General features: G+C 71.8%; 28 protein-coding genes and 1 tRNA gene. 6 read left to right on the forward strand and 23 right to left on the reverse strand.

All coding sequences use genetic code 11. From position 1 onward, the window contains the following. Nucleotides 1-63 precede the first annotated feature (63 nt). The gene (locus OG303_RS10170) at nt 64-1362 is read left to right on the forward strand and encodes a glycosyltransferase 87 family protein (protein ID WP_405867028.1); all 1299 of its coding nucleotides are present in this window, start codon (nt 64-66) and stop codon (nt 1360-1362) included. 73 nt (nt 1363-1435) lie between these two features. On the opposite strand, the gene OG303_RS10175 is transcribed toward OG303_RS10170, so the two are convergent. Continuing rightward, nucleotides 1436-1509, reverse strand: a tRNA-Pro gene (locus OG303_RS10175). Between the two features lie 156 nt (nt 1510-1665). Between OG303_RS10175 and OG303_RS10180 the strand changes: the two genes are divergently transcribed. Both OG303_RS10180 and OG303_RS10185 read left to right on the forward strand, forming a co-directional pair. Next, entirely contained in the window at nt 1666-2373 is a 708-nt protein-coding gene (locus OG303_RS10180) for a transketolase (protein ID WP_405867030.1), read from the forward strand. 61 nt (nt 2374-2434) lie between these two features. After that, the gene (locus OG303_RS10185; RefSeq protein ID WP_405867032.1) at nt 2435-3358 is read left to right on the forward strand and encodes a transketolase family protein; all 924 of its coding nucleotides are present in this window, start codon (nt 2435-2437) and stop codon (nt 3356-3358) included. Between the two features lie 191 nt (nt 3359-3549). Here the strand turns inward: OG303_RS10185 and OG303_RS10190 are convergent, their stop codons facing one another. From OG303_RS10190 to OG303_RS10245, 12 genes are all read right to left on the reverse strand, one after another. Beyond that, nucleotides 3550-5013 carry an MFS transporter gene (locus tag OG303_RS10190; protein WP_405867034.1) on the reverse strand — a complete coding sequence of 488 codons (1464 nt, stop codon included), beginning with the start codon at nt 5011-5013 and terminating at the stop codon, nt 3550-3552. A 251-nt stretch (nt 5014-5264) separates the two neighbouring features. Further along, on the reverse strand, nt 5265-5624 hold the full coding sequence (locus OG303_RS10195) for an MmcQ/YjbR family DNA-binding protein (RefSeq protein ID WP_405867036.1): 360 nt from the start codon (nt 5622-5624) through the stop codon (nt 5265-5267). 30 nt (nt 5625-5654) lie between these two features. Then, on the reverse strand, nt 5655-6188 hold the full coding sequence (locus OG303_RS10200; protein ID WP_405867038.1) for a GNAT family N-acetyltransferase: 534 nt from the start codon (nt 6186-6188) through the stop codon (nt 5655-5657). Continuing rightward, complete coding sequence (locus tag OG303_RS10205; protein WP_405867040.1) at nt 6185-6769, reverse strand: helix-turn-helix domain-containing protein; 585 nt, start codon at nt 6767-6769, stop codon at nt 6185-6187. Before OG303_RS10205 ends, OG303_RS10200 begins: the two co-directional genes overlap by 4 nt. A gap of 47 nt (nt 6770-6816) precedes the next feature. Further along, nucleotides 6817-8190, reverse strand: a complete 1374-nt coding sequence (locus tag OG303_RS10210) for a B12-binding domain-containing radical SAM protein (RefSeq protein ID WP_405867042.1) — start codon at nt 8188-8190, stop codon at nt 6817-6819. A 36-nt stretch (nt 8191-8226) separates the two neighbouring features. Continuing rightward, nucleotides 8227-9129: a LysR family transcriptional regulator gene (locus OG303_RS10215; RefSeq protein WP_405867044.1), complete on the reverse strand. Its 903-nt coding sequence runs from the start codon at nt 9127-9129 to the stop codon at nt 8227-8229. Between the two features lie 36 nt (nt 9130-9165). Continuing rightward, complete coding sequence (locus OG303_RS10220; RefSeq protein WP_405867046.1) at nt 9166-10362, reverse strand: glycine C-acetyltransferase; 1197 nt, start codon at nt 10360-10362, stop codon at nt 9166-9168. Nucleotides 10363-10413: 51 nt separating this feature from the next. Continuing rightward, complete coding sequence (tdh, locus tag OG303_RS10225) at nt 10414-11442, reverse strand: L-threonine 3-dehydrogenase (RefSeq protein WP_405867048.1); 1029 nt, start codon at nt 11440-11442, stop codon at nt 10414-10416. 125 nt (nt 11443-11567) lie between these two features. Then, nucleotides 11568-11777, reverse strand: a complete 210-nt coding sequence (locus OG303_RS10230; RefSeq protein ID WP_405867050.1) for a hypothetical protein — start codon at nt 11775-11777, stop codon at nt 11568-11570. 88 nt (nt 11778-11865) lie between these two features. Continuing rightward, nucleotides 11866-12243, reverse strand: a complete 378-nt coding sequence (locus OG303_RS10235; RefSeq protein WP_405867052.1) for a YybH family protein — start codon at nt 12241-12243, stop codon at nt 11866-11868. A gap of 33 nt (nt 12244-12276) precedes the next feature. Then, nucleotides 12277-12990: an SDR family NAD(P)-dependent oxidoreductase gene (locus OG303_RS10240; RefSeq protein WP_405867054.1), complete on the reverse strand. Its 714-nt coding sequence runs from the start codon at nt 12988-12990 to the stop codon at nt 12277-12279. Between the two features lie 169 nt (nt 12991-13159). Further along, nucleotides 13160-14098: a LysR family transcriptional regulator gene (locus tag OG303_RS10245; protein ID WP_405867056.1), complete on the reverse strand. Its 939-nt coding sequence runs from the start codon at nt 14096-14098 to the stop codon at nt 13160-13162. A gap of 175 nt (nt 14099-14273) precedes the next feature. Between OG303_RS10245 and OG303_RS10250 the strand changes: the two genes are divergently transcribed. The 3 genes from OG303_RS10250 to OG303_RS10260 all read left to right on the forward strand — a co-directional run bounded on the left by OG303_RS10250 (nt 14274) and on the right by OG303_RS10260 (nt 16433). Continuing rightward, nucleotides 14274-14576: a muconolactone Delta-isomerase family protein gene (locus tag OG303_RS10250; RefSeq protein WP_405867058.1), complete on the forward strand. Its 303-nt coding sequence runs from the start codon at nt 14274-14276 to the stop codon at nt 14574-14576. Next, nucleotides 14573-15757 carry a YbfB/YjiJ family MFS transporter gene (locus OG303_RS10255; protein ID WP_405867060.1) on the forward strand — a complete coding sequence of 395 codons (1185 nt, stop codon included), beginning with the start codon at nt 14573-14575 and terminating at the stop codon, nt 15755-15757. Before OG303_RS10250 ends, OG303_RS10255 begins: the two co-directional genes overlap by 4 nt. A 70-nt stretch (nt 15758-15827) precedes the next feature. After that, nucleotides 15828-16433: a GPP34 family phosphoprotein gene (locus OG303_RS10260; protein ID WP_405867062.1), complete on the forward strand. Its 606-nt coding sequence runs from the start codon at nt 15828-15830 to the stop codon at nt 16431-16433. 11 nt (nt 16434-16444) lie between these two features. Here OG303_RS10260 and OG303_RS10265 read toward each other — a convergent pair whose 3' ends face one another. The 10 genes from OG303_RS10265 to OG303_RS10310 form a co-directional block, all read right to left on the reverse strand. Beyond that, the gene (locus tag OG303_RS10265) at nt 16445-17038 is read right to left on the reverse strand and encodes a TetR/AcrR family transcriptional regulator (protein WP_405867064.1); all 594 of its coding nucleotides are present in this window, start codon (nt 17036-17038) and stop codon (nt 16445-16447) included. A 57-nt stretch (nt 17039-17095) separates the two neighbouring features. Next, nucleotides 17096-17677, reverse strand: coding sequence for a GAF domain-containing protein (locus OG303_RS10270; protein WP_405867066.1), 582 nt, complete (start codon nt 17675-17677; stop codon nt 17096-17098). A 60-nt stretch (nt 17678-17737) separates the two neighbouring features. Further along, complete coding sequence (locus tag OG303_RS10275; RefSeq protein ID WP_405867068.1) at nt 17738-18337, reverse strand: GTP-binding protein; 600 nt, start codon at nt 18335-18337, stop codon at nt 17738-17740. Continuing rightward, a complete protein-coding gene (locus OG303_RS10280; RefSeq protein ID WP_405867070.1) occupies nt 18315-18686 on the reverse strand; it encodes a DUF742 domain-containing protein in 372 nt (123 codons plus the stop codon). Before OG303_RS10280 ends, OG303_RS10275 begins: the two co-directional genes overlap by 23 nt. A gap of 2 nt (nt 18687-18688) precedes the next feature. Continuing rightward, nucleotides 18689-19126: a roadblock/LC7 domain-containing protein gene (locus tag OG303_RS10285; protein WP_405867072.1), complete on the reverse strand. Its 438-nt coding sequence runs from the start codon at nt 19124-19126 to the stop codon at nt 18689-18691. A 74-nt stretch (nt 19127-19200) separates the two neighbouring features. Beyond that, nucleotides 19201-21339, reverse strand: a complete 2139-nt coding sequence (locus OG303_RS10290; protein ID WP_405867074.1) for an ATP-binding protein — start codon at nt 21337-21339, stop codon at nt 19201-19203. 389 nt (nt 21340-21728) lie between these two features. Beyond that, nucleotides 21729-22139, reverse strand: coding sequence for a VOC family protein (locus OG303_RS10295; protein ID WP_405867076.1), 411 nt, complete (start codon nt 22137-22139; stop codon nt 21729-21731). Nucleotides 22140-22187: 48 nt separating this feature from the next. Beyond that, entirely contained in the window at nt 22188-22580 is a 393-nt protein-coding gene (locus tag OG303_RS10300; protein WP_405867078.1) for a helix-turn-helix domain-containing protein, read from the reverse strand. Between the two features lie 95 nt (nt 22581-22675). Next, entirely contained in the window at nt 22676-23479 is an 804-nt protein-coding gene (locus tag OG303_RS10305; protein ID WP_405867080.1) for a DUF429 domain-containing protein, read from the reverse strand. Between the two features lie 80 nt (nt 23480-23559). Beyond that, the gene (locus OG303_RS10310; RefSeq protein WP_405867082.1) at nt 23560-24819 is read right to left on the reverse strand and encodes an MBL fold metallo-hydrolase; all 1260 of its coding nucleotides are present in this window, start codon (nt 24817-24819) and stop codon (nt 23560-23562) included. Nucleotides 24820-25019 lie beyond the last annotated feature (200 nt).

Below are 25019 nucleotides of genomic sequence, written 5' to 3' on the forward strand. Positions count from 1 at the left end.
TCTCGCTCCAGGGGCCGCACCGCCTTCGAGCGGTCCCTGCACGCAGACGCCACGAGAGGCGACATGACGATCACGAAGAGGGCCGAGCCACAGCCCTCGCGGACTGCCCGAGGTGTCCTCACGGGGGTGGGACACCTCGGGCAGTCCGCCCCTTTCGCCTACGACACCGCAGTCCCCGTCCGGCGGGCCGGCGCCGTGGCCCGCTGGGCGTGGGCGTACTGGCTGGCGTGTGCGGGATTCGCGCTGGCGCTGTCGATGACGACCGGGCTGGGCCCGCATCGGGTCTGGGGCGCCTGCGCGGCGGTGGGGTACGCGACGGCGGCGGCGTTGGCGCGGCCTTCCTGGCACCGCGTCAGTGCCCTCGCCGCGCTCGTCGGGGCGGTCGTGGTGCCCCTCGCTCTGCTCGTCGCGTCGGGCGCGGCCCAGTCCGAGGTCGGCGTCGTCGAGCGCTCCGGGGCTCTGCTGCTGCACTCCGGCAGCCCCTACCTGTCGGATCCGACGCGGACGGTGGACTACAACCCGTACCTGCCCGGCATGGCGCTGTTCGGCATACCCCGCGCCGTGTTCGGCACGAGCGTGTTCACCGATGCCCGCATCTGGTTCGCGGTCGCCTTCCTCACCTGCATGGCCTTCGCCGCACGGCGGACCGCCCAGATCCCCGGTCCCTCGTCGGTGCGTCCCGGGAACGCGGTGTCGTTGCTCGCCACGTTCCCGGCGGTCGCGCTGCCGCTGGCCGTCGGCGGGGTCGACCTGCCGGTGGTCGGGCTGATGTGCCTCGGCCTGGCGCTGGCGGGCCGGGGCGGCTCGGGAACGGCGGCCGGTGTCGCCATGGGCGCGGCGGCCGCCCTGAAGTGGACGGCGTGGCCGCTGCTGCCGGTGGGGCTGGTCCTGCTCGCGGTCACGGCGGGCCGCCGGACCGTTCTGCGTGCGGCCGTCGCCGCCCTGTCGGTGGCGGTGCTGGTCGTGGTGCCCGTCGCCCTCGCCGACCCGCACACCTTCGTCGAGCACGTGGTGCTCTTCCCGCTCGGCGAGGGTGGCGCCCACTCGCCGGCGACCAGCCCGCTGCCGGGGCACCTACTGGCCGCCCACGTCCCCGGCGGCTCCGCCCTCGCCACGGCATCCCTCGCGGCCGCCGCCCTCGCGGTGGCGGTCTCGCTCCTGATACGCCCGCCCCGCACCGTCCGCGCCGCGGCGGACCGGCTGGCCCTCGGGCTGGGGCTGGCCATCTGCCTGATCCCCGCGACCCGCTTCGGCTACCTCGTCCTCCCCCTGGTCCTCGTGGCCTGGTTCCGCTTCCCGCCGCTCCCCGCCCGCCACCCGGCCCGCGACTACTCGGTCGCCGCACCGGCCGACGGCACGTAGCCCGCCCGACCGGAAAGGACCCACGCGAAAAAGGGCCCCCGCAGGCTCTCGCCTGCGAAGACCCTTCGCACCGTCGGGACGACAGGATTTGAACCTGCGACCCCTTGACCCCCAGTCAAGTGCGCTACCAAGCTGCGCCACGTCCCGGTGCCTGTCTGACCTGGGGTTTCCCCCGGCCGAACGTGCATGGAAACCATACCGCACTCGGGTCGGTGGTCGCGCATGGCTTTTATGCCGGGCCGACGGGGGCGGTTGGCGGCGGAGCTTGACCTTGAGTTTGGTTGAGGTTGCACGATCGTCCGCATGACGACCACCGAGGAACAGCGGCGTACGTACGCCTACGAGGATCTGCCCCGGCTCATGGGGTCGATGACGGGAGACGAGAAGCACGGCCCGGCGGCGACGTCCACGCTGGACGTGCTGTGGGTGCTGTACGACCGTGTGCTGCGGGTGGGGCCGGAGCGGATGGGCGACCCGGAACGGGACCGGTTCCTGCTGTCCAAGGGGCACGGGCCGATGGCGTACTACGCGGTACTCGCCGCCAAGGGTTTCGTGCCCGTGGACTGGCTGCCGGGGTTCGGTACGTACGACTCTCCGCTCGGACACCACCCCGACCGTGTGCTCGTGCCGGGCGCCGAGATCGGCAGCGGGTCGCTGGGGCACGGGCTGCCGATCGCCGTCGGTACGGCGCTGGGACTGCGTGCCCAGGGGCTCGACGAACCGCGCGTCTGGGTGCTGATCGGGGACGCCGAGCTGGACGAGGGCAGCAACCACGAGGCGATCGCCTTCGCCGGGCCCGCCGGGCTGGAGCAGCTGCACACCGTCGTCGTCGACAACTCCTCCGCCAGCCATGCCCGGCCCGGCGGCATCGCCGCCCGCTTCGAGGCCGCCGGCTGGTCCGCGGTCACGGTCGACGGCCGTGACCACGAGGCGCTGCACGCCGCCTTCACCGCTCCGCATCCCGGCCGCCCACGCGTCGTCGTGGCCCGGGTGGAGCCGAAGCACTCCTGAGTCCCCCAAGTCCCGCTCCCTTCATGGCACTTCCTCGACCACAAGAAAGGCCCGGCCTTCCATGGACACCATGCGTGACCGTTTCGCCCCCGTCGTCTCACGGCTGCTCGACGAGGATCCGCGGGTCGCGGTCGTCCTCGCCGAGATCGGCAAGGACGGCTTCACCGAGGCGCGGGGGCGGCACCCGGACCGGGTCGTGAACGTCGGCATCCGCGAGCAGCTCCTGATCGGGACCGGTGCGGGGCTGGCGCTGACCGGGCTGCGGCCCGTCGTGCACACGTTCGCCAGCTTCCTCGTCGAGCGGCCCTTCGAGCAGGTCAAACTGGACCTCGGACATCAGGACGTGGGCGCGGTGCTGGTCAGTGCCGCCGCGTCCTTCGACTGGCCCGCCGGCGGCTACACGCACATGGCTCCCGGCGACGTGGCCCTCCTCGACACCCTGGACGGCTGGACCGTGCACGTGCCCGGGCATCCCGACGAGGCCGAGACTCTGCTGCGGCACGCGGTCGCCGCGGGCGACGACAAGGTGTACGTCCGGCTGTCCGTGCAGGCGAACCGGGAAGGGCGCCCGGTCGACGGCGAGCGGTTCCTCACCGTCCGCGAGGGACGCTCCGGCGTCGTCGTCGCCGTCGGGCCGACGCTGGACGCCGTGCTCGCCGCCACGGAGGGGCTCGACGTGACCGTGCTGTACGCGACGACCGTACGGCCCTTCGACTCGGCCGCCCTGCGACGGGCCACGGACACGGCCGGGATCGACGTCGTCCTCGTCGAGCCGTACCTGGCGGGCACGTCCACTGCAGCGGCGAACGACGCGCTCGCCGACCTCCCCCATCGCGTACTGGCCCTCGGCGTGGGCCGCCGCGAGCTTCGACGGTACGGCCGCGTCGAGGAGCACGTGGCCGCCCACGGCCTCGACGCCCGCTCGCTCCGGGAGCGGATCGGCGGCTTCGTCTCGGCCGGGCGGGTGGCTGTGCACGCCGGTTAGGCGCGGCTGTTGGCGGGTGCTCGTGCACTCCAGCTGAAGCGGGGCCGTTGTCGGGTGGCGGTGCCCGACCGCCGGACACGGAGCACGCGGCCATGTGCCGCCGGAGGAGGCCGAGGGGTGGGGAGGCATACTCCTCCGCCGCCAAACGCGGGCGCACCGCCACCCTCACCGCTGCGGGACGCCCCGCGCGGTCAGCCGGTTTTCTCCCGGCGCGCCCGGCCCCGTTTCGCCCCTGAGCGCGAGCCCGCGTCCGAGCCCGTTCCCGAGCCCGCCGTCGGTGCGTCGGCGCGTATCAGTCCGCGTATCGCCGGTACCGAGAGCAGGGCTATCGGGATGACGAAGCTCATCGCTCCGGAGACCAGGAGGACATGGTCGGCGCCGAGGGCCGTGGCGGCGGGGCCGGCCAGGGCCTGGCCGACGGGCATCATCGCGAGGGAGCCGGCCACGTCGTACGCGTGGATGCGGTTGAGGACGTCGGGCGGGACCTGGGTCTGCACGCTGGTCGCCCACATCACGCCCCAGAACGACATCCCCGCCCCGGCCACGGCCGCTCCGGCCGCCATCGCCGGTACGCCCAGCCCGGCCCCGACGGTCGCCGGAAACCCGGCGAAGGCGAACAGGGCGAGCGCGCCGGCGCGCAGCATGCGGCGCGGGCGCAGCCGCAGGGCGAACAGGCCGCCGACGACAGTACCGGCGCCGAGGGCGGAGTTGAGCAGGCCGTAGGCTCGCGGGCCGTGCTGCTGCACCACCTCCGTGGCCACCAGTGGGACGGTCGGGCCCCAGACGGCGATCATGTACAGGCACCAGACGGCGATGACGCCCCAGAGCCAGGTCCGCGATCTGAACTCCCGCCATCCTTCGACCAGATCGGCCCTGAAGGCGCTGCCGCCGCCGTGTCCCGTCGGGCCGCTGCCGGGGGCGAGCGGGGGCAGGCGGAGCAGCAGGAGACACAGGGCACTCACCGCGTAAGTGGCGGCGTGGGCCGCGAAGACGCCGCCGGGTGAGGCGAAGCCGACCAGGAGGCCGGCGAGGGCGGGGCCGGCGAGCTGTGCGGCGGATTCGGCGATGCGTATGGCGCCGTTCGCGCCCTGGATGTCGGAGGCGAGCCGGGGCACCGTACTCGCGACGCCGGGCTGGAACACGGCGCCCGCGACGCCGTTGACGAAACCGATGGCGCAGATCTGCCAGAGCACGACGTGGCCGGAGTAGAACAGCGCCGCGGCGAGGGACTGCGTGCCGAGGCGGACCAGGTCGGCGCCGATCATCAGCTTCCGCGTGCTGAAGCGGTCGGCGATGACCCCGCCGAAGACGACCAGGCCGGCGAAGGCGGCGGCTGTCGCGGCCATCGCCAGGCCGACCGCACCCGCTCCGTACCCGTGCTGCAGCAGGCCCGCGGCGAGGGCGACGGGGAGCATGGTGTCGCCGAGCCGGGCGACGGCCCGGGCGACGAAGAACAGCGCGAAGTCCCGCGACCAGACCGGCCGGGCACCACCCTCGCGCCCCCTGCTGTCCGGTGCCACGGCACCGGCCGCTTCCGCGTGGGCAACGATGTCATGCTGCTCGCACACCGCACCGTCCGAGGGCTCGGCCTCCTGCGCCCCGACCCTGGCTCCCTCGTGCGACGGCTGTGACGGCTGTGAAGACGTCCCGGTCATCCCCTCCCGCTCCCCTCCCCGACCGATCCCCGGCCGATCCCCCGCCAGCCCAGCAACCGACCCCGGAAGCCCGGCAACCGTCCCCCACAAGCCCTGCAAACAACCACGCCCCGGTGGCAGCCGAAGCCCCCTCCGCCGCGGCCCCCACACTCGTCTTCGGATCATGCCACGCGGCACTGACAACGCCCGAGGGGTTTTCAGTCCTCGCCGGTTCCTCAGTCCTCGCCGGTTCCTCAGTCCTCGCCGGGTGGTCAGTCCGCGTCCGGAAGTCCCAACTCCGGGTAGGAGTCGAGCAGTCGGGGCGGGGCCGCCTGGCGCCAGGAGTCGGCGAGGATGGCGCACAGCTCGCCCTCGTCCTCGATCGCCGAGAGCCAGGCTCTCACCCAGGCGAACTGCGCCTCGTGGTCCGCGATCCAGAACTTCTCCGGCTCGGCCAGCACCAGTTCGTCGCGCTCCTCCTTGGGGCAGCGCACGGCGATGGAGGTCTCGTCCTCGGGCAGCGTGGCGAACATCTTCCCCGCCACCCGGAACGTGGGCATGTTCCAGGCGATCTTCTCCGTCGTGTCCGGCAGGGACAGGGCGATACGGCGTACGTCTTCGGCGTCCGGCATGACAGGCACCGTAGCCGCTGCCACTGACAATCACCTGGTGAGAGCGTCGGCCCGCAGCTTCTTGAAGTAGATCGACGTCGGCCGCAACTCGCCGTCCGGGGCGGCCGCGTAGTCCGGTATCGCGCCGATCCGGGTCCAGCCGGCCGCCTGATAGAGGTGCTCGGCGAGGCTGTCGGTCTCGGTGTCCAGGTGGAGCAGGGTGATGTCCGCCGCCGCGGCCGCCTCCTCGGCAGTGGTCAGAAGTCGGCGGCCGAGGCCCTGCCCTCGGGTGTCCCGGTGCACCATCAACTTGACCAGTTCGGCGCGGTGGCGGCTGTTGGGCTTGTCCGGGAAGGCCAGGCTGACGGTGCCCACGACCCGTTCCCCGTCCTGCGCCGCCCACACGGCGAGCCGCCCGGCGGCGACGCCCGCCGCGCGCTCCTTCCACCAGGCCAGGGCCTCCGCACGATCGAGCGGTGCGAGGAAGCCGACGGAGGCGCCGTCGTCCACGGTGTCGACGAGGAGGTCCGCCAACTCGTCCACGCGCGCGTGCAGTTCACCGCGGTCCAGCCGGTTCACGATCACGGCAGCACCACCGCCAGGACGTAGCGCACGTCCTCGGGGCCCGCGCACCAAAAGCGCGTCGGCCCCCACACCCGAAGCCGCAGGCAGTCGCCGGTGTCGAGATGGTGTTCCACGTCCTGTGCCGTCACGTCGAGTTCTCCTTCCAGAACCCAGATGTGCTGTTCCAGGCCGGGCACGGGCGGCCGGTCGTAGGCGATGTCGGCGCCCGCGGTCAGCCGCCCCTCGACGAGTTCACCGCGCAGCCCGGTGTGCGGCGGCGACACGGAACGTCGTACGAAACCGGAGGACCTGTCCTGCCAGACCTGCTGCTCGGCGGCCCGCACCAGCTGCGCCGGCTCCGCCTCGACCTCACTGAGCAGCTGGGACATGGTGCGTCCGTACACATGGCAGAGGCGGTTCAGGAGCGAGGCGGTGGGGCTGATCTCCGCCCGCTCGGCCCGGGACAGAGTCGAGCGGCTCACTCCGCTGCGCTCCGCCAACTCCCCCAGCGACCAACCCCGTTCGGCCCGCAGCTCGGCCAGCCGGGCACCGAGCCGGGCGTCGACGGGGTCCGGCCCGCTCTCGACCACCTCTTGCTTCATATACGGGATGCTATCCCAGATAAGACACATGAGCTCTGTGGGTCCCGTCATTCCCTCCCCCCGAACGCCGCCAGCGTCCGCTCCAGCGCCGGCATGGCCCGCACCACCCGCTTCGAGCGGATCAGCATGTCCCAGGCCGGTTCGAACTTCTTCCAGCCACCTGCGTACGCGAGATGCCGCAGCCGCTCGTGCCCGCCCGGCTGGGCGCCGGAGCCCCGCCAGATGTTGGACCAGCGGTAGAAGTCGCGGTACGCGCGCCAGTAGCCCTCCTCCAGCTGACGAGGCGTCATTCCCTTGGGCCGGTGGACGACATGGCGGGTGTCGTAGAGGTCCCAGTCGCGGTGGACGATGCGGTTCTCGGACTCCAGTTGCTTCCACAGTCCGGTCGACGGATACGGCGTCATGATGTGGAAGGTCGCCGTCTCGATGCCCTGCTCGACCGCCCAGGCCACGGTGCGGTCGAAGACGTCGGGCCCGTCCTGGTCGAGCCCGAAGACGAAGCTGGCGTTGACCATGACCCCGGCGTCGTGCAGTCGTCGTACCGCCGCCGCATAGTCGGTGCCGATGTTCTGGTTCTTGCGGCGCTCGGCGAGGTTGGCGTCGTTGACGGTCTCGAAGCCGACGAACAGGCTGCGCAGCCCGGCCTCGACCGCCCGCTCCAACAGGTCCGGTTTCAGTACGGAGTTGACCGTGCCCGCGGCCTGCCACAGCCGTCCCATGCCGCGCATGCCGTCGAACAGTGCTTGGGCGAAGCGGCGGTTGCCCAGCAGGTGGTCGTCGAGGAAGTAGAGGTGGCGGCCGGGCAGTCGGTCGATCTCCGCGAGGGCGTCGTCGACGGTCTGCGTGTAGAAGGACTTGCCGCCCTCGAAGAAGGCGTCCTTGTAGCAGAAGTCGCAGTGGTGCGGGCAACCACGCGAGACGACGATCGAGTTGGGGACGAGATAGAGGTGACGCTTGATCAGATCCCGTCGTACCGGCGGCAGTCCGACGAGCGTGCGCTGTGTGGAGTCGTAGCGGCGGGCCGGGACGCCGTCACGGAAGTCCTTGAGGAACAGCGGCCAGATGTCCTCTCCTGGCCCGGTGAAGATCGTGTCGGCGTGCGCCGCCGCCTCGTCGGGGACCGAGGTGACGTGGAGGCCGCCCATGGCAACGTGCACACCGCGGGCGCGGAAGTGGTCGGCTATCTCGTAGCTGCGCCGGGCCGAGGTGATGTACGGCTGGATCACCAGCAGATCGGGGGTGTCGAGGGCTTCGAGGTCGATGCGTTCCACGTGCTCGTCGTGGAGGGTGACCTCGTCGTCGGGGTCGAGGTAGCCGGCCAGGGTCGCGAGGCCGAGGGGCGGGAACAGCGAGTACTTGATGGGCCGGAACAGCGGGCTGGTCGCCTCGGTCAGGGCCGGGAGGATCATCGTCACACGCATGACACCCCAGACTGCGTGCGACCGGTGGCCGGTTCCCTACGCTCGCGCCGCCTCGCCCAGCGCCTCGAGCACCGGCCGGATCAGCGGGTGCCCCTCGGCTCCCCGCCGTACCGCCGCAAAGACCCGGCGGGTGGGCGCGACCCCGTCCACCGGCCGTACGACCACGCCCGCGAGATCCATGCCGCGCAGCGCCGAGCGCGGGACGAGAGCGACGCCCGCGTCGGCCGAGGCGAGCGCGACGACGGCGCGGAAGTCGTCCGAGGAGTGTTCCAGGCGTGGCTGGAATCCTGCGCTCTCGCAGGCCAGCACCACCACCTCGTGGCAGGGGTTGCCGGGGTACGGGCCGATCCACGGGTCCTTGGCCAGGTCGGCGAGAGGGACCTCGGCGGCGTCGGCGAGGCGGTGCGTCACCGGGACGACCGCGTCGAACGGCTCGGCGTACAGCGGTACGTGGATCAGGCGGGGGTCGTCGGCGGGCGGCGCCCCGCGGTACTCGACCGCCACCGCGACATCGACCTGGCGGTCCAGGACCATCGGCAGGCTGGCGTCGCCCTCGGCGTCCTGGACGCGGATGCGGATGCCGGGGGCCGACTCGGCGAGGCGGGCCACCGCGGGGGCGACGACCTGGGCGATGCCGGTCGCGAAGGACGCGACGGTGACCGTGCCTGCGGCGCCCGAGCTGTACGCGGCGAGCTCGGCCTCGGCCCGCTCCAGCTGGGCGAGGACCGCGTTGGTGTGGTTGAGCAGGATCTCGCCCGCCGGGGTCAGCCGTACGCCCTTGGCGCTGCGCTCGACCAGGCGGTGGCCGGTCTCCTGTTCCAGTGCCGCCAGCTGCTGGGAGACCGCGGAGGGCGTGAGGTACAGCGCGGCGGCAGCCGCCGTTACGGTGCGGTGGTCGGCCACCGCACGGAGGATGTGGAGCCGCCGCGCTTCGATCATGCGATCGATTGTCTCAAATGCCCCCTGTCCCCGGGCTCAGGCCGCCTCCAGCTCCGCCCACGCGGCCACGAACGCGTCCACCGCCCGGTTCACGTCCTCCGTCGAGTGCCCGGCGGACAGCTGGACGCGGATGCGGGCCTGGCCCTGCGGCACGACGGGGTAGGAGAAGCCGATCACGTACACGCCGCGTTCCAGCAGCAGTTCCGCGAGGCGGCCCGCCTTGGTCGCGTCGCCGATCATCACGGGCGCGATGGCGTGGTCGCCGGGGAGGATCTCGAAGCCCTCCTCGGTCATCCGGCGGCGGAACAGCGCGGTGTTCTCGGCGAGCCGGATGCGTAGATCGTCCGCCGACTCCAGCAGGTCGAGCACCTTCAGCGAGGCCGCGGCGATCACCGGGGCGAGCGTGTTCGAGAAGAGGTACGGGCGGGAGCGCTGGCGCAGCAACGCGACGATCTCGGCGCGGGCCGCCACGTAGCCGCCGGAGGCGCCGCCGAGCGCCTTGCCCAGCGTGCCGGTGATGATGTCGACGCGGTCCATGACGCCGTGCAGTTCGGGCGTACCGCGGCCGCCGGGGCCGACGAAGCCGACGGCGTGCGAGTCGTCGACCATGACCATGGCGTCGTAGCGGTCGGCGAGGTCGCAGATCTCACGGAGGGGCGCCACGTAGCCGTCCATCGAGAAGACGCCGTCCGTGACGACCAGACGGCGCCGGGCGTCGGAGGCGTCCTTCAACTGCCGTTCCAGATCGGCCAGATCACGGTTGGCGTAGCGGAAGCGGCGGGCCTTGGACAGGCGGATGCCGTCGATGATCGACGCGTGGTTGAGCGCGTCGGAGATGACCGCGTCCTCGGGGCCGAGCAGCGTCTCGAAGACGCCGCCGTTGGCGTCGAAGCAGGAGGAGTACAGGATCGTGTCCTCCTGGCCGAGGAAGGCGGACAGTCGCGCCTCCAGCTCCTTGTGCACCTCCTGGGTTCCGCAGATGAAGCGGACCGAGGCCATGCCGTAGCCCCAGCGGTCCAGGGCCTCGTGCGCGGCGGCGACGACCTCGGGGTGGTCGGCGAGGCCGAGGTAGTTGTTGGCGCAGAAGTTGAGGACCTCGCCGGGGCGGCCGCCCGCGGTGACGTTCACGGTCGCGGACTGCGGGGTGCCGATCACGCGCTCGGGCTTGTGCAGACCGGCGGCGCGGATCTCGTCGAGGGTGGCGCGCAGGTCGTCGCGCACGGAGTCGAACATCTCAAAGCTCCTAGAAATGCGGGTGAGTTGCGCGGTGAGGGATGCAGTGACTTACGCGGTCCAGTCGAGGATGACCTTGCCGCCGCGGCCGCTCGCCGCGTCGGCGAACGCCGCCTCGAAGTCGCCGTAGCCGTACCGGCCGGTGATCACGGGTGACAGGTCGAGGCCGCCTTCCAGCAGCACCGACATCGCGTACCAGGTCTCGAACATCTCGCGGCCGTAGATGCCCTTGATGGTGATCATCGAGGTGACGATCCGGGCCCAGTCGACGGGGAACTCCTCGGCGGGCAGGCCGAGCATGGCGATACGGCCGCCGTGCGTCATGTTGGCGATCATGTCGCGCAGGGCCTCGGGGCGGCCGGACATCTCCAGGCCGATGTCGAAGCCCTCGCGCAGGCCCAACTCCAGTTGTCCGTCGGCGATTTCGGCCTCCGACACGTTCAGCGCGAGGCTCGCGCCGATCTTGCGGGCCAGCTCCAGGCGCTCCTCGCTGACGTCGGTGACGACGACGTTGCGGGCGCCCGCGTGCCGGGCCACCGCGGCGGCCATCAGGCCGATCGGGCCCGCACCCGTGATGAGCACGTCCTCGCCGACCAGCGGGAAGGACAGTGCGGTGTGCACGGCGTTGCCGAACGGGTCGAAGATCGCGGCCACGTCGAGGTCGACCGGGACACGGTGCACCCAGACGTTGGCAGCGGGCAGGACGACGTACTCGGCGAAGGCCCCGTCCCGTCCGACGCCGAGCCCGACCGTGGCCCGGCACAGGTGCCGCCGCCCGGCGAGGCAGTTGCGGCACTTCCCGCAGACCAGGTGCCCCTCGCCGCTCACACGGGCGCCGACGTCGATGTCCGCGACATCGCGCCCGGTCTCCACGACCTCGCCGACGAACTCGTGCCCGATCACGAGCGGGGTGCGGATCGCCTGCTGCGCCCAGCCGTCCCAGGACCGGATGTGCAGATCGGTCCCGCAGATGCCGGTGCGCAGCACCTTGATCAGTACGTCACCGGGCCCGACGGTCGGCTCCGGGACGTCCACGAGCCACAGTCCGGGCTCCGCCTTCTCCTTGACCAGTGCCTTCACCGCTACGGCTCCTGTGGGTGCGACCCCCGGGTCCGGGCATGCCGAAGGCGCCCGCATCCGGGGAGAGGGGTGGAATTGCTCAGCAATCTTCCGTATCACGCCGCCCCCGGTCCATCGAGGATTTCTTAAGCCGCGCCGCAGCTCCGCTTCACACCTGCCCCCGCTCGAAGTACGCGGCCACCTCCGCATCCAGTGCCAGTACGTCCTGTACGGCGCCGCCCGGGCGAGGTGTCGGTGCGCCCTCCCTGCCGTACGAACCGCAGGAACTCGTCGACGATCCGGGCGAGGGAGCCGCGCAGTCCGTAGTCGAGGGCACCGAGACGCAGGTCGGTCATGGCGGGCCTTCCGTAGGGGTGCGGTGGCGGACGCCAAGTGCGGTATGCCCGCCCGGTCCCGGAAACCGTCACCCCTACGCGGCCCTCATCACTGTTCCAGGCGCGAGACCTGGTAGTGGGCGAGGTACCAGCCGTCCTCCAGCCGCTTCGCCAGGACGGCGAGCTTGACGGGCACCGGCGCCCGGTCGGTGAACGTGAACTCGACGTCCAGGTACCCGAGTACGAGGTCGTCGGCGAACCGCCGGGTCTCGAGGATGCGGTAGGCGGCCTTCATGCCGAGCGGCTGGGAGGCGTAGTACTCGGCGACTCCCGGCCGGCCGACGCTGTAGGGGTGCAGCCCCTGGAAGACCGCGTCCTCGGTGAAGACGGCCGCGACCTCCTTGGGCTCGTGGGCGTCGACGGCCGCCTTCCAGCGGTCGAGGACGTCGCGCAGGACCAGTTCGTCGTCCTTCGTCGAGCTGTTCATGACGTCATCCTTCCTCGGTTGTCCGGCGGCTGCTCAGTGACCGGCGCTCATGCCGCCGTCGACGTGCAGGATCTCGCCTGTGACGAACGGCGCCGACTCCAGGAAGAGCACCGCGTCGACGATGTCACTCGTCTCGCCCATCCGCTTGACCGGGTGCAGAGCGGCGAGGAAGTCGTGGGTCTCCTCCGCGTGCATCGGGGTCTTGATGGTGCCGGGCGACACCGCGTTGACGCGGATGCCGCGGGTGGCGTACTCGACGGCGAGGGACTTGGTGGCCGACTGCAGGCCGCCCTTGGTCAACGAGGCCAGGACGGAAGGGACGTTGGCGTCCGCGTTGTCGACCAGGCTGGTGGTGACGTTGACGATGTGGCCGCCGCCCTGGGCGAGCAGATGCGGCACGGCCAGCTGGGTGATGTGGAAGAAGCCGGCGACGTTGATGCCCGTCACGGCGGCGTAGTCCTCGGCCGTGTAGTCCGTGAAGGGCTTGGCGACGAAGATGCCCGCGTTGTTGACCAGGGTGTCCACGCGGCCGAACCGCTCGACGGCGGCGGCGATCACCCGCTCCGCGGTGGCCGGGTCGGCGATGTCGCCCTGCACGGTGAGGACGTCGGCGTCGTCTGCGGGAGCGATGGTGCGCGAGGTGGCGACGACCGCGTATCCGAGCTTGCGGTAGCCCTCGACGAGGGCAGCGCCCATGCCCTGCGACGCGCCGGTGATGACCGCGACCTTCTGGTTCTGCGTGCTCATGGTGACCTTCTCCGAAGTGGATGACCGGTTACTAGCCGACCGGTCGACTATTTGGAAGGTAGGTCGGCGGAGAGGCAACGTCAAAGGTCGGAAGGGGTTTGCGCGGGACTCGTTTCCTCCCGCCTGGGAGGTGCAGGCTCGCAGTGCAGATCAGCGCGGTCCCACGCGTTCAGCGCGGGACCGCGTACGGGTCGTCGGCGGGCAGCCAGGCGTCCGGGGCGTGGATCCCGAGATCGGCGACGCCGTCGCAGAGGGCGTCGACGGCGGCGAGGACCCCGGCGCGGTCCTCGCTCTCGCGCCACACCAGGGACCAGGTCCAGTGGACCTTCGGCGCGACGACCTCCCGGCGGACCAGGTCGGGCGGGAGCGGAGTGGTCTGCCCCTTGGGCGAGTTGAGGACCGGGCGGCGGCTGCGGCGGACGTGGTCGAAGAAGGCGGGGCCGGTGATGGCACCGTCCGAGATGCGCACGGCGCGGGCGCCGGTGTCCCGCGCCAGTTCGTCGGCGTACACGTTCCAGGACTGCCAGGAGGTGATGTCGTCGCTGACGAGGACGTCGGTGTCCCGGGCCGCCACATCGGGTACGTCACTGGAGTCGCCGCCCCTGGACACGGCGTACAGCCGGTCGGCGCCGATGAGCCGGGCCCGCAGCCCGAGCCGCTCGAGGTCCTCGGTGCGTACCCAGCACACGGCGAGGTCCAGGCTGCCGTCGGCGACCCGGGCGGCCTGGGTGTGGGAGGGCGCGACCCAGGCGTCGACGTGCACCTGGGCCACCGTGGCCGTACGCGAACTCAGGTCCGGTGGCAGCCAGTTGACGTAGCCGAGCCGCACCGACTCCGAGCCCGACAGGCGGCCGGCCCGGCGCTTGAGGTCGTCGGCCCGGTCCAGCAGGGCGCGGGTGTGCGGGAGGAGGGCGGCGCCGGCCGGGGTGAGGGAGACCGAGCGGCGGTCCCGGTCGAACAGCCGCACCCCCAGGTCCCGTTCGAGCGACTTGATCTGCTGGGAGAGCGAGGGGCCCGCGATGAGCAGTCGCTCGGCGGCCCGGCCGAAGTTCAGTTCCTCGGCGACCGCGACGAAATACCGCAGCTGACGCAGTTCCACGCGCGCCATGCTACGCGCGCTGGGAGGCTGCGCCTATCAGCAGCGAGAAAGCCGGTCGTGGCATCGGCGCAGGTGACAGGCGCACGATGAGGGCCACAGCGGAGTTCTGGAAGCCGTGGAGCACGACTTCCGAGAGCCGTGGAGCAACCGACTTCCGAATGCCACCGAACAACGGGGAGAGATCATGCGAGAGTTCCTGGTCGAGATCACCACGACCGTCCCCGAGGGCACCAGCCAGGACGAGGTCGACCGGCGGCGGGCCGCCGAGGCCGTGCGCGCCACGGAATTGGCCGCCACCGGCAACCTGGCCCGGCTGTGGCGCCCCGTGGGCGAGCTGCGCAGCATCGGCGTGTGGCGGGCCGCCGACGAGGCGGAGCTCCACGAGAAGGTGCTCGGCACGCTGCCGCTGCGCCCGTGGATGACCCTCAAGGTCACACCGCTCGAGTCCCACCCCAACGACCCGGGCCGGGGCGACGGCACGCGATGAGCGCACCCTCCCCCTGGACCCATGTCGCCCAGGCCGCCGCGGCGCTCGCCGCGGGCATGGGCGTCGGCCGCTTCGTCTACACCCCGATCCTGCCTCTGATGCACAGCCAGGCGGGCCTGTCCGCCGGCGCCGGCGCGAATCTGGCCACTGCCAACTACGTCGGTTATCTCGTCGGGGCCCTCGCGGGCATCCTGCTCCCCGCGCTGGTCCGTTCGCGCACGGTCCTGCGCGGCTCCCTGCTCGTGCTGACCGCGACACTCGCCTGGATGCCCCTCACCCACAGCACCGCGGTGTGGGCCGCCCTGCGGCTGCTGGCGGGAGTGGCGAGCGCCCTGGTCTTCGTCGTCGCGGCCGGGTCGCTCCTGCACCACCTGCGGGAGCACCCGCCGCACCTGTCCGGCTGGGCCTTCGGCGGCGTGGGCGGCGGCATCGCGCTGTCCGGCCTGCTGGTCCTGGCCCTGCGCCCCGTCGCCGACTGGCGGGCCGCCTGGTGGGCGGCGGCCGCGCTCGCCGCGGTGCTCGGCGCCGCCTCGTGGCACCTACGGCCGGAGGATGCGCCCGTCGCCCCGGCGGCCAAGAGCGACACGCGTACCCGCACACACCGCTGGTTCGGAGCGCTGTTCGTCAGCTACACGCTGGAGGGCATCGGCTACATCGTCGCCGGGACCTTCCTGGTCGCGGCGATCGGGCAGGGCTCCCCCGGCTGGGTCGGCAGCGGCGCCTGGGTGCTCGTGGGGCTGGCCGCCGTACCGTCCTCGGCGCTGTGGGCCCGGCTCGGGCGCCGGTGGTCCCGCCCCGGACTGCTGACCACGGCGCTCGTGATCCAGGCCGTCGGCATCGCCCTGCCCGCCCTGGTGAGCGGCACGGCTGCCGCCCTCGGCTCGGCCGTGCTGTTCGGCGCCACGTTCATCGGCGTCAGCACCCTCGCCCTCGCCGCCGGCGCCCACCTGCGTTTTCCCCGCTCGGTCGCCCTGCTGACCACCGGATACTCGGTCGGCCAGATCCTCGGCCCACTGGTCGTCGCCCCGCTGCTGCACCACGGCTACCACCAGGCCCTGCTCCTGGCCGCCCTCATGGTGCTCGCCGCGGCCGCGGCCGCCGCCGTGCTGCGGATCGGCTTCCCGCACCACATGGTCGTAGTACGACACACGGTTCCCGAAAGGCAGCGAGAATCGACATAGGGCACCCGGACCGCACAGGCCGGTCACCTACGCACTCGCCCGCACTCGTCCGACTGACGTGGAGCCGCTCATGAACACCGCACGAGACCTCGCGATCGTCGCCCTGGAGACGGCGCCCGGCAGGCCCGTGGAGCAGGGCGATCTGTCACTCGCGCTCGCGGGGGCCGAGGTGGTCGACCTCATCGAGGCCCAGGCGCTCGCCCTGGACGGCGACCGCATCCTGCCCAGCGCCCAAGCACCCACGGGCGACCGCCTGTTGGACGAGGCCGCCTCCTCGCTCGTACGGCTGGAGCCGTACGAGTCGGTCGAGGACTGGCTGTGGCGCCGGGGCCGCGGGCTGTCCTCGGCCTACGTCGACGACCTGGAACGGGTGGGGCTGACGACCCGCGCGCGGGGCCGCCGGATTCCGCTGCGGACCGGGCGGACGGAGCTGGTCGACTCGGACGCCCGGCGCCGGGCGGAGGAGCGCTGGACGGCGGGTGAGCCCGTCCTCGTCGCGCTGGCGACCGCCGCCGGGATCCGCGACGAGCCCGCCGAGGCCCGCGAGGACCTCGACGACGACGCGGTCTCGACCGTGCTGGCCGCCGTCGGGGGCGCGGTGCAGGAGCTGGAGGCCGTACGGCAGCGGAAGGAGATCGAGGACGCCGCGTTCGACAACGTCTGGCGGGGGCTGTAGGACCGCCCGGGTCAGCGGGCGCCGAGCAGGGCCCGGCAGTTGTCCCACAGGGGGCCGAGCCGTTGGGTGCTGTTGTACAGCTTGGCGAACATCACCTGGCCCTCGAGCTGGGCCACCACCGCCCGCGCCGCCTCCCGGGTGTCGGTGACGGTCACGTCGCCGCGCTCCCGCGCTTCGGCGACGACGGACTCGACCATGTCGACCTGCGCGTCGAAGATCTCCTGCAGCCGTCCGCGGACGGCCTCGGTCTGGTTGCTCAGCTCCAGGGTGAGGTTCCCGAACAGACAGCCCGAGACGGTGCCGCAACCCTGCTGAGCGGCGCGCTGGCCGGCCTCCGTCTCCTCGAACAGCTGCCGCAACCGCTGCATCGGTTCCGCGTCGCCGCCCAGGACACGCGCCCAGTCGCGCTGCTGGGCCGCCCAGTGCTCGTCGACGACGGTGAGCGCGAGGGCCTCCTTCGACTCGAAGAAGTAGTAGAAGCTGCCCTTCGGCACCCCTGCCGCCTTGCAGATCTCGGCCACGCCCAGGGCTGTGTAGCCGCGCCCCTCGATGAGCGAGCGTGCGGCGGCGAGGATCTTCGGCTTGGCGTCACTGGTGCGTCCCACACCACCAGTCTAGGTCGGTAATAGACCGGTCGGCTAGCAAATGGGCTGTTCCCGCCGTCACAGCAGCGGGAGCCCGTCGGCCTCCCGTCGCTCCAGCCGCGCGACGAGGTCCGCGGCCGACGACTTGATGGTCTCCAGGCCGGGCCTGCCCCAGGGCCGCGGCTCCACGTCGACGACGCACACCGTGCCGAGCACCATCCCCGTACTGTCGATCAGCGGCGCGCCCAGATAGGAGCGGATGCCGAACTCGTCGACGACCGGATTGCCCGCGAACCGCGGGTAGTCGCAGACGTCCTCCAGGACCAGCGCCTTGCGCCGGACGACCACATGGGGGCAGAAACCGTGGTCGCGGGCCAGCTCACGGCCCAGGACCGGCCTGGTGCCGTCCGGTTTCACCACGGGTGGCGCCACGTCCGAGAGATGCAGGCCCGCGAAGAACTGCCGGTTCTCGTCTATGAAGTTGACCATGGCGTACGGCGACCTGGTGAGCTCGGCGAGGTGGTCCGCATAGGCGTCGAGGGCGGGGTCCGCCTGTTCGCCCAGGCCCAGCCGGCTCAGGCGCCGGGCCCGGGCGGGGGCCTCCTTGTCATCGGGGGTGAGCAGCAGACGCCCGGCCGGGCGCGACGGGTCGTACCTCATGGGCGGGCTCCGTCACTGTGGACGCAGGGCATATACGGGCTCCGTGGCGGTGTGCGGGGATCACATGTGGGCGCCGTGGCTCGGCGCGTGTGCCGGGGCGTGGGCGATGAGATGGCGTACGAGGGTGAGCAGGGTCTGGACGCCCGAGCTGGAGATCCGGGCGTCGCAGCGCACGATCGGGATCTCCGGGGGCAGGTCTATGGCTGCGCGCACCTCCTCGGGGTCGTAGCGGTAGGAACCGTCGAACTCGTTGATCGCGACGATGAAGCCGAGGCCGCGCTGCTCGAAGAAGTCGACCGCCGCGAAGCACTCCTCCAGGCGGCGGGTGTCGGCGAGGATGACCGCGCCGAGCGCGCCCTCGGAGAGCTCGTCCCACATGAACCAGAACCGCTCCTGGCCCGGCGTGCCGAACAGATACAGCACGTGCTCCGGGTCGAGGGTGATGCGGCCGAAGTCCATGGCCACCGTCGTCTCGACCTTGTTCTCGATCCCGTCGAGACTGTCGGTCGCGGCGCTGACCGTGGTGAGCAACTCCTCCGTGCTGAGGGGCGCGATCTCGCTGACCGCGCCCACGAAGGTCGTCTTGCCTACTCCGAACCCTCCCGCCACCAGGATCTTCAGCGCGGTGGGGAAGGGATCAGAGCTGTCGTCGTAGTCCATCGAGCACTGCCTCCAGAAGGGCCCGGTCAGTCGGGTTGTGGTGGAACTCGGGGGGCTTGGTGGTCAGCGCCCCGCAGTCGACGAGGTCCGACAGCAGCACCTTGGTGACCACCGCCGGCAGCTTCAGGTGGGCGGCCACCTCGGCGACCGAGACGGGCCCGCGGCACAGGTCGAGGACCTGCGCGTGCTCGGGGCCGAGGTAGCCGAGGGGGGTGGCTCCGGTGGCCATCACGTGCGACAGGAGGTCGAGTGCGATGGTGGGCCGGGTGCGGCCGTTGCTGACCGTGAAGGGGCGCACGAGCCGACCGGCCGCGTCGTCGAGCCAGGGCCCGTCGCCGACCGTCGCCACGCTCAAGGCCTCATCGCCGTGGGTTCGACGGCGTGCTGCCGGGGCGCGGTGACCAGGTAGGGGCGGACGCTCTTGACGAGCATCGCCATCTCGTAGCCGAGCACCGCCGCGTCGGCCTCGCGGCCGGCCAGCACGGCGAGACAGGTGCCGGAACCGGCGGTGGTCACGAACAGCAGCGTCGAGTCGAGTTCGACGACGACCTGGCGGACGTCTCCGCCGTCGCCGAAGCGGACTCCGGCGCTGCGGCCGAGGGAGTAGAGGCCGGAGGCCAGCGCGGCCATGTGGTCGGCGCTGTCCGGATCGAGGCCGTGGACCGACTTCACGAGCCCGTCGCAGGAGAGGAGTACCGCACTGGTCGTGTGGGGTACGCGCTGCACGAGGCCGCTCATCAGCCAGTCGAGATCGGATACATGGCCGCCGGTCGGCGCATCGCTCGCCATGGTGGATCGACTCCTTGGGGTACGAAGGTCTGCGGGAGCGGTGGGGGTGAAGACAGGGGTGGGGACTGGGGTGGTCATCCGGCTGGTGCGCTCCCGTCGTGCCGGGTGGGGTGGTCGATGCCGCGCGCGGATGCGGGGCGCGCCTCGGCTATGTGGTGCGGGTCCATGGGCGGTACGTCCATGGAGGGCGGCGGAGTGGTGGCGGTGACGTCCGTGCGGGGAGCGTCCAGGGGCGAGATCGGGAGCAGGGGTGCGGATCCCGAGGCCGGTTCCGAGTAGGCCGGGTCCATGAGGGGGCGCAGGTCGATGTGCCCCGTCTGCGTCATGGTCTGCGGCTCCATGTGCGCAGAGGCCGTGTGTTCGGGCTCCATGTGGGCCGACGCCGTGTGGTCCTGGTCCATGGGCGGGGACGCCATGTGGACCGAACCCGTGTGCTCCGACTCCAGGTTCTGCTGGGCCTCCGCCAGTCCGATGCCACGCTGGAAGGCCGCCATCAGGCCGGGGTCGTGGCCGGCGAGGTGCTCGGTGTCCTGGCGCGGGGCCGGGCCGTCCCGCAGCTGGGGTGCGATGTGCTCCTGGGCGCGGCGACGGGGCAGTTGAGGCTTGCCCATGGTGCCGCGGACGGCACCGGTGCGGGGCACCGGCGGCGCGGCCGTGTTCTCCCCGACGAGAGGCCGGTCGTCCGGCCTGATGCCGGGCACGGCCTCCGCCGGGTTGGCCCGCTCCTCGTGGGCGCCGCGCAGGGGAAGGGGGGCGGGTCCGCTGCCGCCCGCCGTATCTCCGTTGAGCACGGTGCCGTTCGGCACGGGACCCGCGGGCCGAGCGGCCTCCTGCTGCCGCACGGGTCGCGGTGCGGGCGGCTCAGGTGCGACGCGCCGCCCGAGGGTCTCGGGTCCGGGCCCGAGCGGCACCTGCGGCTGCGGGGACCGCGGTGGTCCCGACGGCCCCGCCACCCCCATCGACCCCGTGGCTTCCTGCGGCTGCGGTGCGATTCCGGGAATGCCCGGTGCCGAGCCGAGCAGCCCCTGCGGTACGACGAGCACGGCCTGTACCCCGCCGTAGATGTTGGTCTGCAGACGGACGTTGATGCCGTGCCGCCGGGCGAGCTGGGAGACGACGAACAGTCCGATGCGGCCGTCCGCGAGCAGGCTCGCGACATTGACCTGGTCGGGGTCGGCGAGCAGGGCGTTCATGTTCTTCTGCTCGGCGACCGGCATGCCGAGCCCGCGGTCCTCCACCTCGACGGCGAGTCCCGAGGTGACGAGGTTGGCGCGCAGCAGGACCTGGGTGTGCGGGGCGGAGAACACCGTTGCGTTCTCGACGAGTTCGGCCAGCAGGTGGATGACGTCGGCGACGGCGTGACCGCGCAGGGTGCCGTCGATCGGGGGCACCAGCTTGACCCGTGAGTACTGCTCGACCTCGGCGATGGCGGAGCGCAGTACCTCGGTCATGGAGACGGGATGGCTCCACTGCCGGCGGGAGACGGCGCCGCCGAGGACGGCGAGGTTCTCGGCGTGCCGGCGGATCCGGGTGGCGAGGTGGTCGACGTGGAAGAGGCCCTTGAGGAGGTCGGGGTCCTCGATCTCGTTCTCGAGTTCGTCGAGGATCGAGATCTCCCGGTGCACCAGCGACTGGAGGCGCCGGGCGAGGTTGACGAAGACCTCGAGCTTCTGTTCGCTGCCCGCCTGGCTGGAGAGCTGGGCTGCTTGCACGACGGCGGTGACGGCGCCGTCGTGCGCCCGGGTCAGGTCGGCGGCGAGCAGCTCGAAGTCGTCGGCGTCGTCGGGGGGACCGCTGCGGGGCTTGCGCTGGGGCGGGGCGTCGCCGCGGCGCAGTGCCTCGACGAGGGCGCGCAGCTCGGCCTCGCCGCGGGCGCTGCTGCGGCGCAGCGCGCCGATCCGGTCGCTCACGGACTTGGCGGCACGGTCGGCGGCCACGGTGGCGATCAGGATGCCCGCGAGAGCGACGGAGGTGGCGCCGGCGAGCACCCCCCACAGCGTGAGACCGGGCCGAGCGCCGGTGGAGCGGACGGTGAACAGGACGGCCGCGCCGGCGCTCAGGGCGACCGCGATCGGTGGCAGCACGGCCAGCCGCATCAACTGGGGCCGTATCTGGGTCTCGGGCAGCGAGGGAACGGGACGGGTCACCGGCCGTCCGTGCCGTCCGCCCTCACGGCGGTCTGCGCGTGCGGCCGGTGCGCGGAGGTGAGACATCGGTTTCCTCGTCGTACTGGTCCGTCGGTGCCTGGAGGGAGCGCGGGCTGCGCGGTTCGGACATGCATCGCCCGACGGACACTCACAGTAGTCGCCAACGCATCATGTGCGGTGGGCAGTTGACAAAGTCCCACGCACAGCATCCCGCTCTGGTATGAGGCGTCGTACGACAGACCGATAAACCCAGCGGACACGTGATCCCGCTGAACAAAGGATCGATCAGAGCTGGTCAGAAGTGGTCGCTGAGAAACGGCGAGGGCCGAGGAGCAACCGCTCCTCGGCCCTCGCCGACTGCTTCCCTCTGGCCGACCACAGTCGGCCGGGACCGCTTCGAGGCGCGCCCGCCCCCTCGAAAACGTTCCCCCGAGCGTCACTCAGCGTATATAACTTCAGGCCTTCGGCTGGGTGAAGCGAATGCTGTTGCCGAAGGGGTCGCGGAGGCCGCAGTCGATGCCGTACGGGCGCTCGGTGGGCTCCTCGGTGAACTCGACGCCCTTCCCCCGCAGCGTCTCGTACGTCTTGCGGCAGTCCTCAGTGCTGAAGATGAGGTGGCCTCCCACCGCACCCTTGGTCAGCAACTCGCGGACCTGTTCCGCCGTCTCCTCGGACAGCGCCGGAGGGCCCGGCCTCTCCAGCAGGATCTGGCGCTCGGGATGACCGGGGACGCTGACGGTCAGCCAGCGCATGAAGCCCAGGTCGACATCGGCGTTGACCTCCAGGCCGAGTTTGCCGACGTAGAAGTCGAGGGCTTCGTCCTGGTCGAGGACGTAAATCTGCGAATGCGTGATGGCGGTGAACATGGGCACCACGCTACGAGGTGAGCCGGACGAAAACTTATCCAAAACTGCTCAGGCGCGCGGCCGCGTCCACGCCATGGTGAAGCAGGTCGGGACGGCCACGGTCGCCGCTTCCTTGCGGTACGTCCGCGGCGACCGGCCGACGATGTCGCGGAACGTGCGGCTGAACGTTCCCGGGCTGGAGAAACCGACCTCGAAGCAGATGTCCGTGATGCTGCGGTCGGTCTCCCGGAGCAGGAACATGGCGCGCTCGACGCGTCGGCGCTGCAGGTAGCGGTGGGGCGTCTCGCCGAACGTGGCCCGGAAGGTGCGGGTGAAGTGCGCCGGTGACACATGGGCGATCCGGGCGAGGGCGGGGACGTCCAGCGGCTGGGCGTAGGAGCGGTCCATCGCGTCACGGGCCCGGAGCATGCGGCGGTTGGTCTCTTCTGCGGCGCGGCTCACGGCGCCATCACACCACGGTTCTCCGCCGGGGGTGACGGCCCGGGGCGGCCTGGTGATGAGACCTGACCGCCGCTGTTACCGCGCGCAGTCCACGGTCAGCGTCGACGGGCCTGCAGGGCGGTCAGGTCCCCGCCCGGCAGGTGGATCCACCCTTCCTGCCGTGCGGCCGCACGCTCGTGGGAGGTCTGCGGCCACCGGGTGTCCCCGACCAGGACGGCGCGGGCGACCAGGGCGCAGACCAGAGCGTCGAGGTGGTCGTGGCTGTCGGCGCACGTCGCGCGGACCTGCTCGGGCAGGGCTGCCGGCCCCAGGCCCGCCTCGACCATGCCGAGGATGTGCTCCCGGACCGCGCGAGCTTCGGGCCTGGCGTTCTTGTAGCTGCCGGTCAGGCGGATCCCCCACAGGCGCAGTGCGGCGGCCGGATACACCTCGGCTACCGGGCCGGACCCGTCGCGGGGCACGGGGGTGCCCGTCGCGTCGAGGGCGTCGAGGAGACGGGCCGCACGCAGCGCGACGACGCCGAGGAGGTCGGTGGACACCGACAGTGGCGGCCGCATCGAGGTCGCCTTCCACGTGAGGTCGTCGGTCAGCCGGAACCGCAATGCGTCCAGTCCTGGCCGGCCGTCGGCCCGCCCCTCGAACCGGGCCGACGGTGGCAGCCGTACGCCCTGGTGGTGGGCCAGGACCGTCGCCACGAAGCTCGACGGCCAGCCGAGCGGGCAGTCGAGGCCGGTCTTGTCGGCGGCCCGGACCAGCGCGAGCAGGTCCTCGTCGTCTTCCGGCACGACGAACTCCGCCGTGAGGACACCCTCGTCTCCCCACACCACCCGGCACACAGCGGTACGCCGCGCACTCGCGGCCAGGTCGACCCCGACCGTCACCGCCCGCCGTCGCGTCATCCCGGAATCCTCCCCAAGCACACCGGGTCGACTCACGGCCTCCCCTCCCCCCATCCCCCGAGGAGGTCAGCCCGCCGAGGTCAGCCCGCCGATACGGTCTCGGGCTCTCCCGTGCCCTCCGCGGACTTCCCCTGTACGGCACTGTCCGCGCCGGCCTCGGCGGCGGAGTCGGAGGCGGTCTTGGTCGCCGCCTCCGTCGGGGTGTCCGCGTCCGGCCAGCCGCCCGCCGGGGCCTGGGCCACAGCGCGCCACCACGGGTCGGACGGGACGGTCTCGGCGGTGGGCTCGAAGGGCTCGCCGGGACGGGGCACCGCTATGCGGGAACCCGTCGCACGGGCGGCCGCGACCGTGCCCTCGCCGGGCTCCGCCCACGGGTGCGTCGCGAGGTTGAAGGTGGCCCAGTGGATCGGCATCATCACGCCGTGCGGCCGGCCGCCCTGGAGGTCGAGGTGGGCGCGCATGCCCTCTTCCGGCGTCATGTGGATGTCGGGCCAGAAGTCGGAGTAGGCACCGATCTGGATCATCGTGGCGTCGAACGGCCCGTGCTCCGCGCCGATGTCCGCGAAGCCGTCGAAGTACCCGGTGTCGCCGCTGTGGAAGATGTGGTGTTCGGCGCCGGCTACGGACCAGGAGGCCCACAGCGTGTGCTGGGTGTTGCGCAGTCCGCGGCCGCAGAAGTGGCGGGCCGGGGTGGCGGTCAGGGTGAGGCCGCCGACCTCGGTCGCCTCGTGCCAGTCCAGCTCGCGCAGCCGGTCGGCGGAGACCCCCCAGTGTTCGAGGTGGGCGCCGACGCCGAGCGGGACGGCGAACAGCGTGTCCGTGCCGGCCAGTGCCTTGATGGTGGGCAGGTCCAGGTGGTCGTAGTGGTCGTGCGAGATGACGACGACGTCGACCGGACCCAGCGCGGCGAGCGGCAGCGGCACCGGGTGCAGGCGCTTGGGCCCGACGAAGGAGAACGGGGAGCAGCGCTCGCCCCACACGGGGTCGAAGAGCACCCGCTTTCCGTCGATCTCGGCGAGCACGCTGGAGTGCCCCATCCAGGTCAGTCGCAGTCCGGTCGCGGGCGGCCTGGCGATGTCGGCGAGCGTCGTGGGGTACACCGGCACCGTGCCCTTGGGGGCGCGCCTGGGCCGCTCGTCCTTGTCGAAGAAGACCTTCGCGAAGTCCACCGTCGAACCGGAGGGCCGGGTCCTGGCGGTACCCCCGGGATTCTGGAAGACCCCGTCCTTGAAGTGCGGTGATCTGCGGATGCGCGTGAGGCGCTCACCGCTCGGGTCCGCGCCGAAGGCCGCGGGCTGCAGCGCGCGGAGCCCGGAGCTCAGGGAACGGAAACCGGACACGGTACCTCCAGGTGGAGTCGGTGAGGCATTCCATTATGGTCGGCCCCACTGACAACACCGGTGTCGTCCGGGTCAGGGCGGACTGATTCCAAGGAAAACCCAAAGTTTGCAACGAAGGACCTCTACGACGTAGAGCCCACGGCCTCATGAACCGCGGATCGTCGGCGTCCATTCCCGTCACGGGTTCCGTGGACCTCGCG

It is taken from the genome of Streptomyces sp. NBC_00005 (assembly GCF_045160215.1).
In the GTDB taxonomy this organism is placed as follows: domain Bacteria; phylum Actinomycetota; class Actinomycetes; order Streptomycetales; family Streptomycetaceae; genus Streptomyces.

What these genes read in the sequence shown, in the direction of transcription:
- OG303_RS10260 (WP_405867062.1), top strand. Translation starts at nt 15,828, where the DNA reads ATGAACACCGCACGAGACCTCGCGATCGTCGCCCTGGAGACGGCGCCC.
- OG303_RS10255 (WP_405867060.1), top strand. Translation starts at nt 14,573, where the DNA reads ATGAGCGCACCCTCCCCCTGGACCCATGTCGCCCAGGCCGCCGCGGCG.
- OG303_RS10185 (WP_405867032.1), top strand. Translation starts at nt 2,435, where the DNA reads ATGGACACCATGCGTGACCGTTTCGCCCCCGTCGTCTCACGGCTGCTC.
- OG303_RS10275 (WP_405867068.1), bottom strand. Translation starts at nt 18,337, where the DNA reads ATGGACTACGACGACAGCTCTGATCCCTTCCCCACCGCGCTGAAGATC.
- OG303_RS10245 (WP_405867056.1), bottom strand. Translation starts at nt 14,098, where the DNA reads ATGGCGCGCGTGGAACTGCGTCAGCTGCGGTATTTCGTCGCGGTCGCC.
- OG303_RS10290 (WP_405867074.1), bottom strand. Translation starts at nt 21,339, where the DNA reads ATGTCTCACCTCCGCGCACCGGCCGCACGCGCAGACCGCCGTGAGGGC.
- OG303_RS10205 (WP_405867040.1), bottom strand. Translation starts at nt 6,769, where the DNA reads ATGAAGCAAGAGGTGGTCGAGAGCGGGCCGGACCCCGTCGACGCCCGG.
- OG303_RS10170 (WP_405867028.1), top strand. Translation starts at nt 64, where the DNA reads ATGACGATCACGAAGAGGGCCGAGCCACAGCCCTCGCGGACTGCCCGA.
- OG303_RS10250 (WP_405867058.1), top strand. Translation starts at nt 14,274, where the DNA reads ATGCGAGAGTTCCTGGTCGAGATCACCACGACCGTCCCCGAGGGCACC.
- OG303_RS10190 (WP_405867034.1), bottom strand. Translation starts at nt 5,013, where the DNA reads ATGACCGGGACGTCTTCACAGCCGTCACAGCCGTCGCACGAGGGAGCC.
- OG303_RS10220 (WP_405867046.1), bottom strand. Translation starts at nt 10,362, where the DNA reads ATGTTCGACTCCGTGCGCGACGACCTGCGCGCCACCCTCGACGAGATC.
- OG303_RS10240 (WP_405867054.1), bottom strand. Translation starts at nt 12,990, where the DNA reads ATGAGCACGCAGAACCAGAAGGTCGCGGTCATCACCGGCGCGTCGCAG.
- OG303_RS10295 (WP_405867076.1), bottom strand. Translation starts at nt 22,139, where the DNA reads ATGTTCACCGCCATCACGCATTCGCAGATTTACGTCCTCGACCAGGAC.
- OG303_RS10305 (WP_405867080.1), bottom strand. Translation starts at nt 23,479, where the DNA reads ATGACGCGACGGCGGGCGGTGACGGTCGGGGTCGACCTGGCCGCGAGT.
- OG303_RS10215 (WP_405867044.1), bottom strand. Translation starts at nt 9,129, where the DNA reads ATGATCGAAGCGCGGCGGCTCCACATCCTCCGTGCGGTGGCCGACCAC.
- OG303_RS10210 (WP_405867042.1), bottom strand. Translation starts at nt 8,190, where the DNA reads ATGCGTGTGACGATGATCCTCCCGGCCCTGACCGAGGCGACCAGCCCG.
- OG303_RS10180 (WP_405867030.1), top strand. Translation starts at nt 1,666, where the DNA reads ATGACGACCACCGAGGAACAGCGGCGTACGTACGCCTACGAGGATCTG.
- OG303_RS10195 (WP_405867036.1), bottom strand. Translation starts at nt 5,624, where the DNA reads ATGCCGGACGCCGAAGACGTACGCCGTATCGCCCTGTCCCTGCCGGAC.
- OG303_RS10285 (WP_405867072.1), bottom strand. Translation starts at nt 19,126, where the DNA reads ATGGCGAGCGATGCGCCGACCGGCGGCCATGTATCCGATCTCGACTGG.
- OG303_RS10270 (WP_405867066.1), bottom strand. Translation starts at nt 17,677, where the DNA reads ATGAGGTACGACCCGTCGCGCCCGGCCGGGCGTCTGCTGCTCACCCCC.
- OG303_RS10230 (WP_405867050.1), bottom strand. Translation starts at nt 11,777, where the DNA reads ATGACCGACCTGCGTCTCGGTGCCCTCGACTACGGACTGCGCGGCTCC.
- OG303_RS10235 (WP_405867052.1), bottom strand. Translation starts at nt 12,243, where the DNA reads ATGAACAGCTCGACGAAGGACGACGAACTGGTCCTGCGCGACGTCCTC.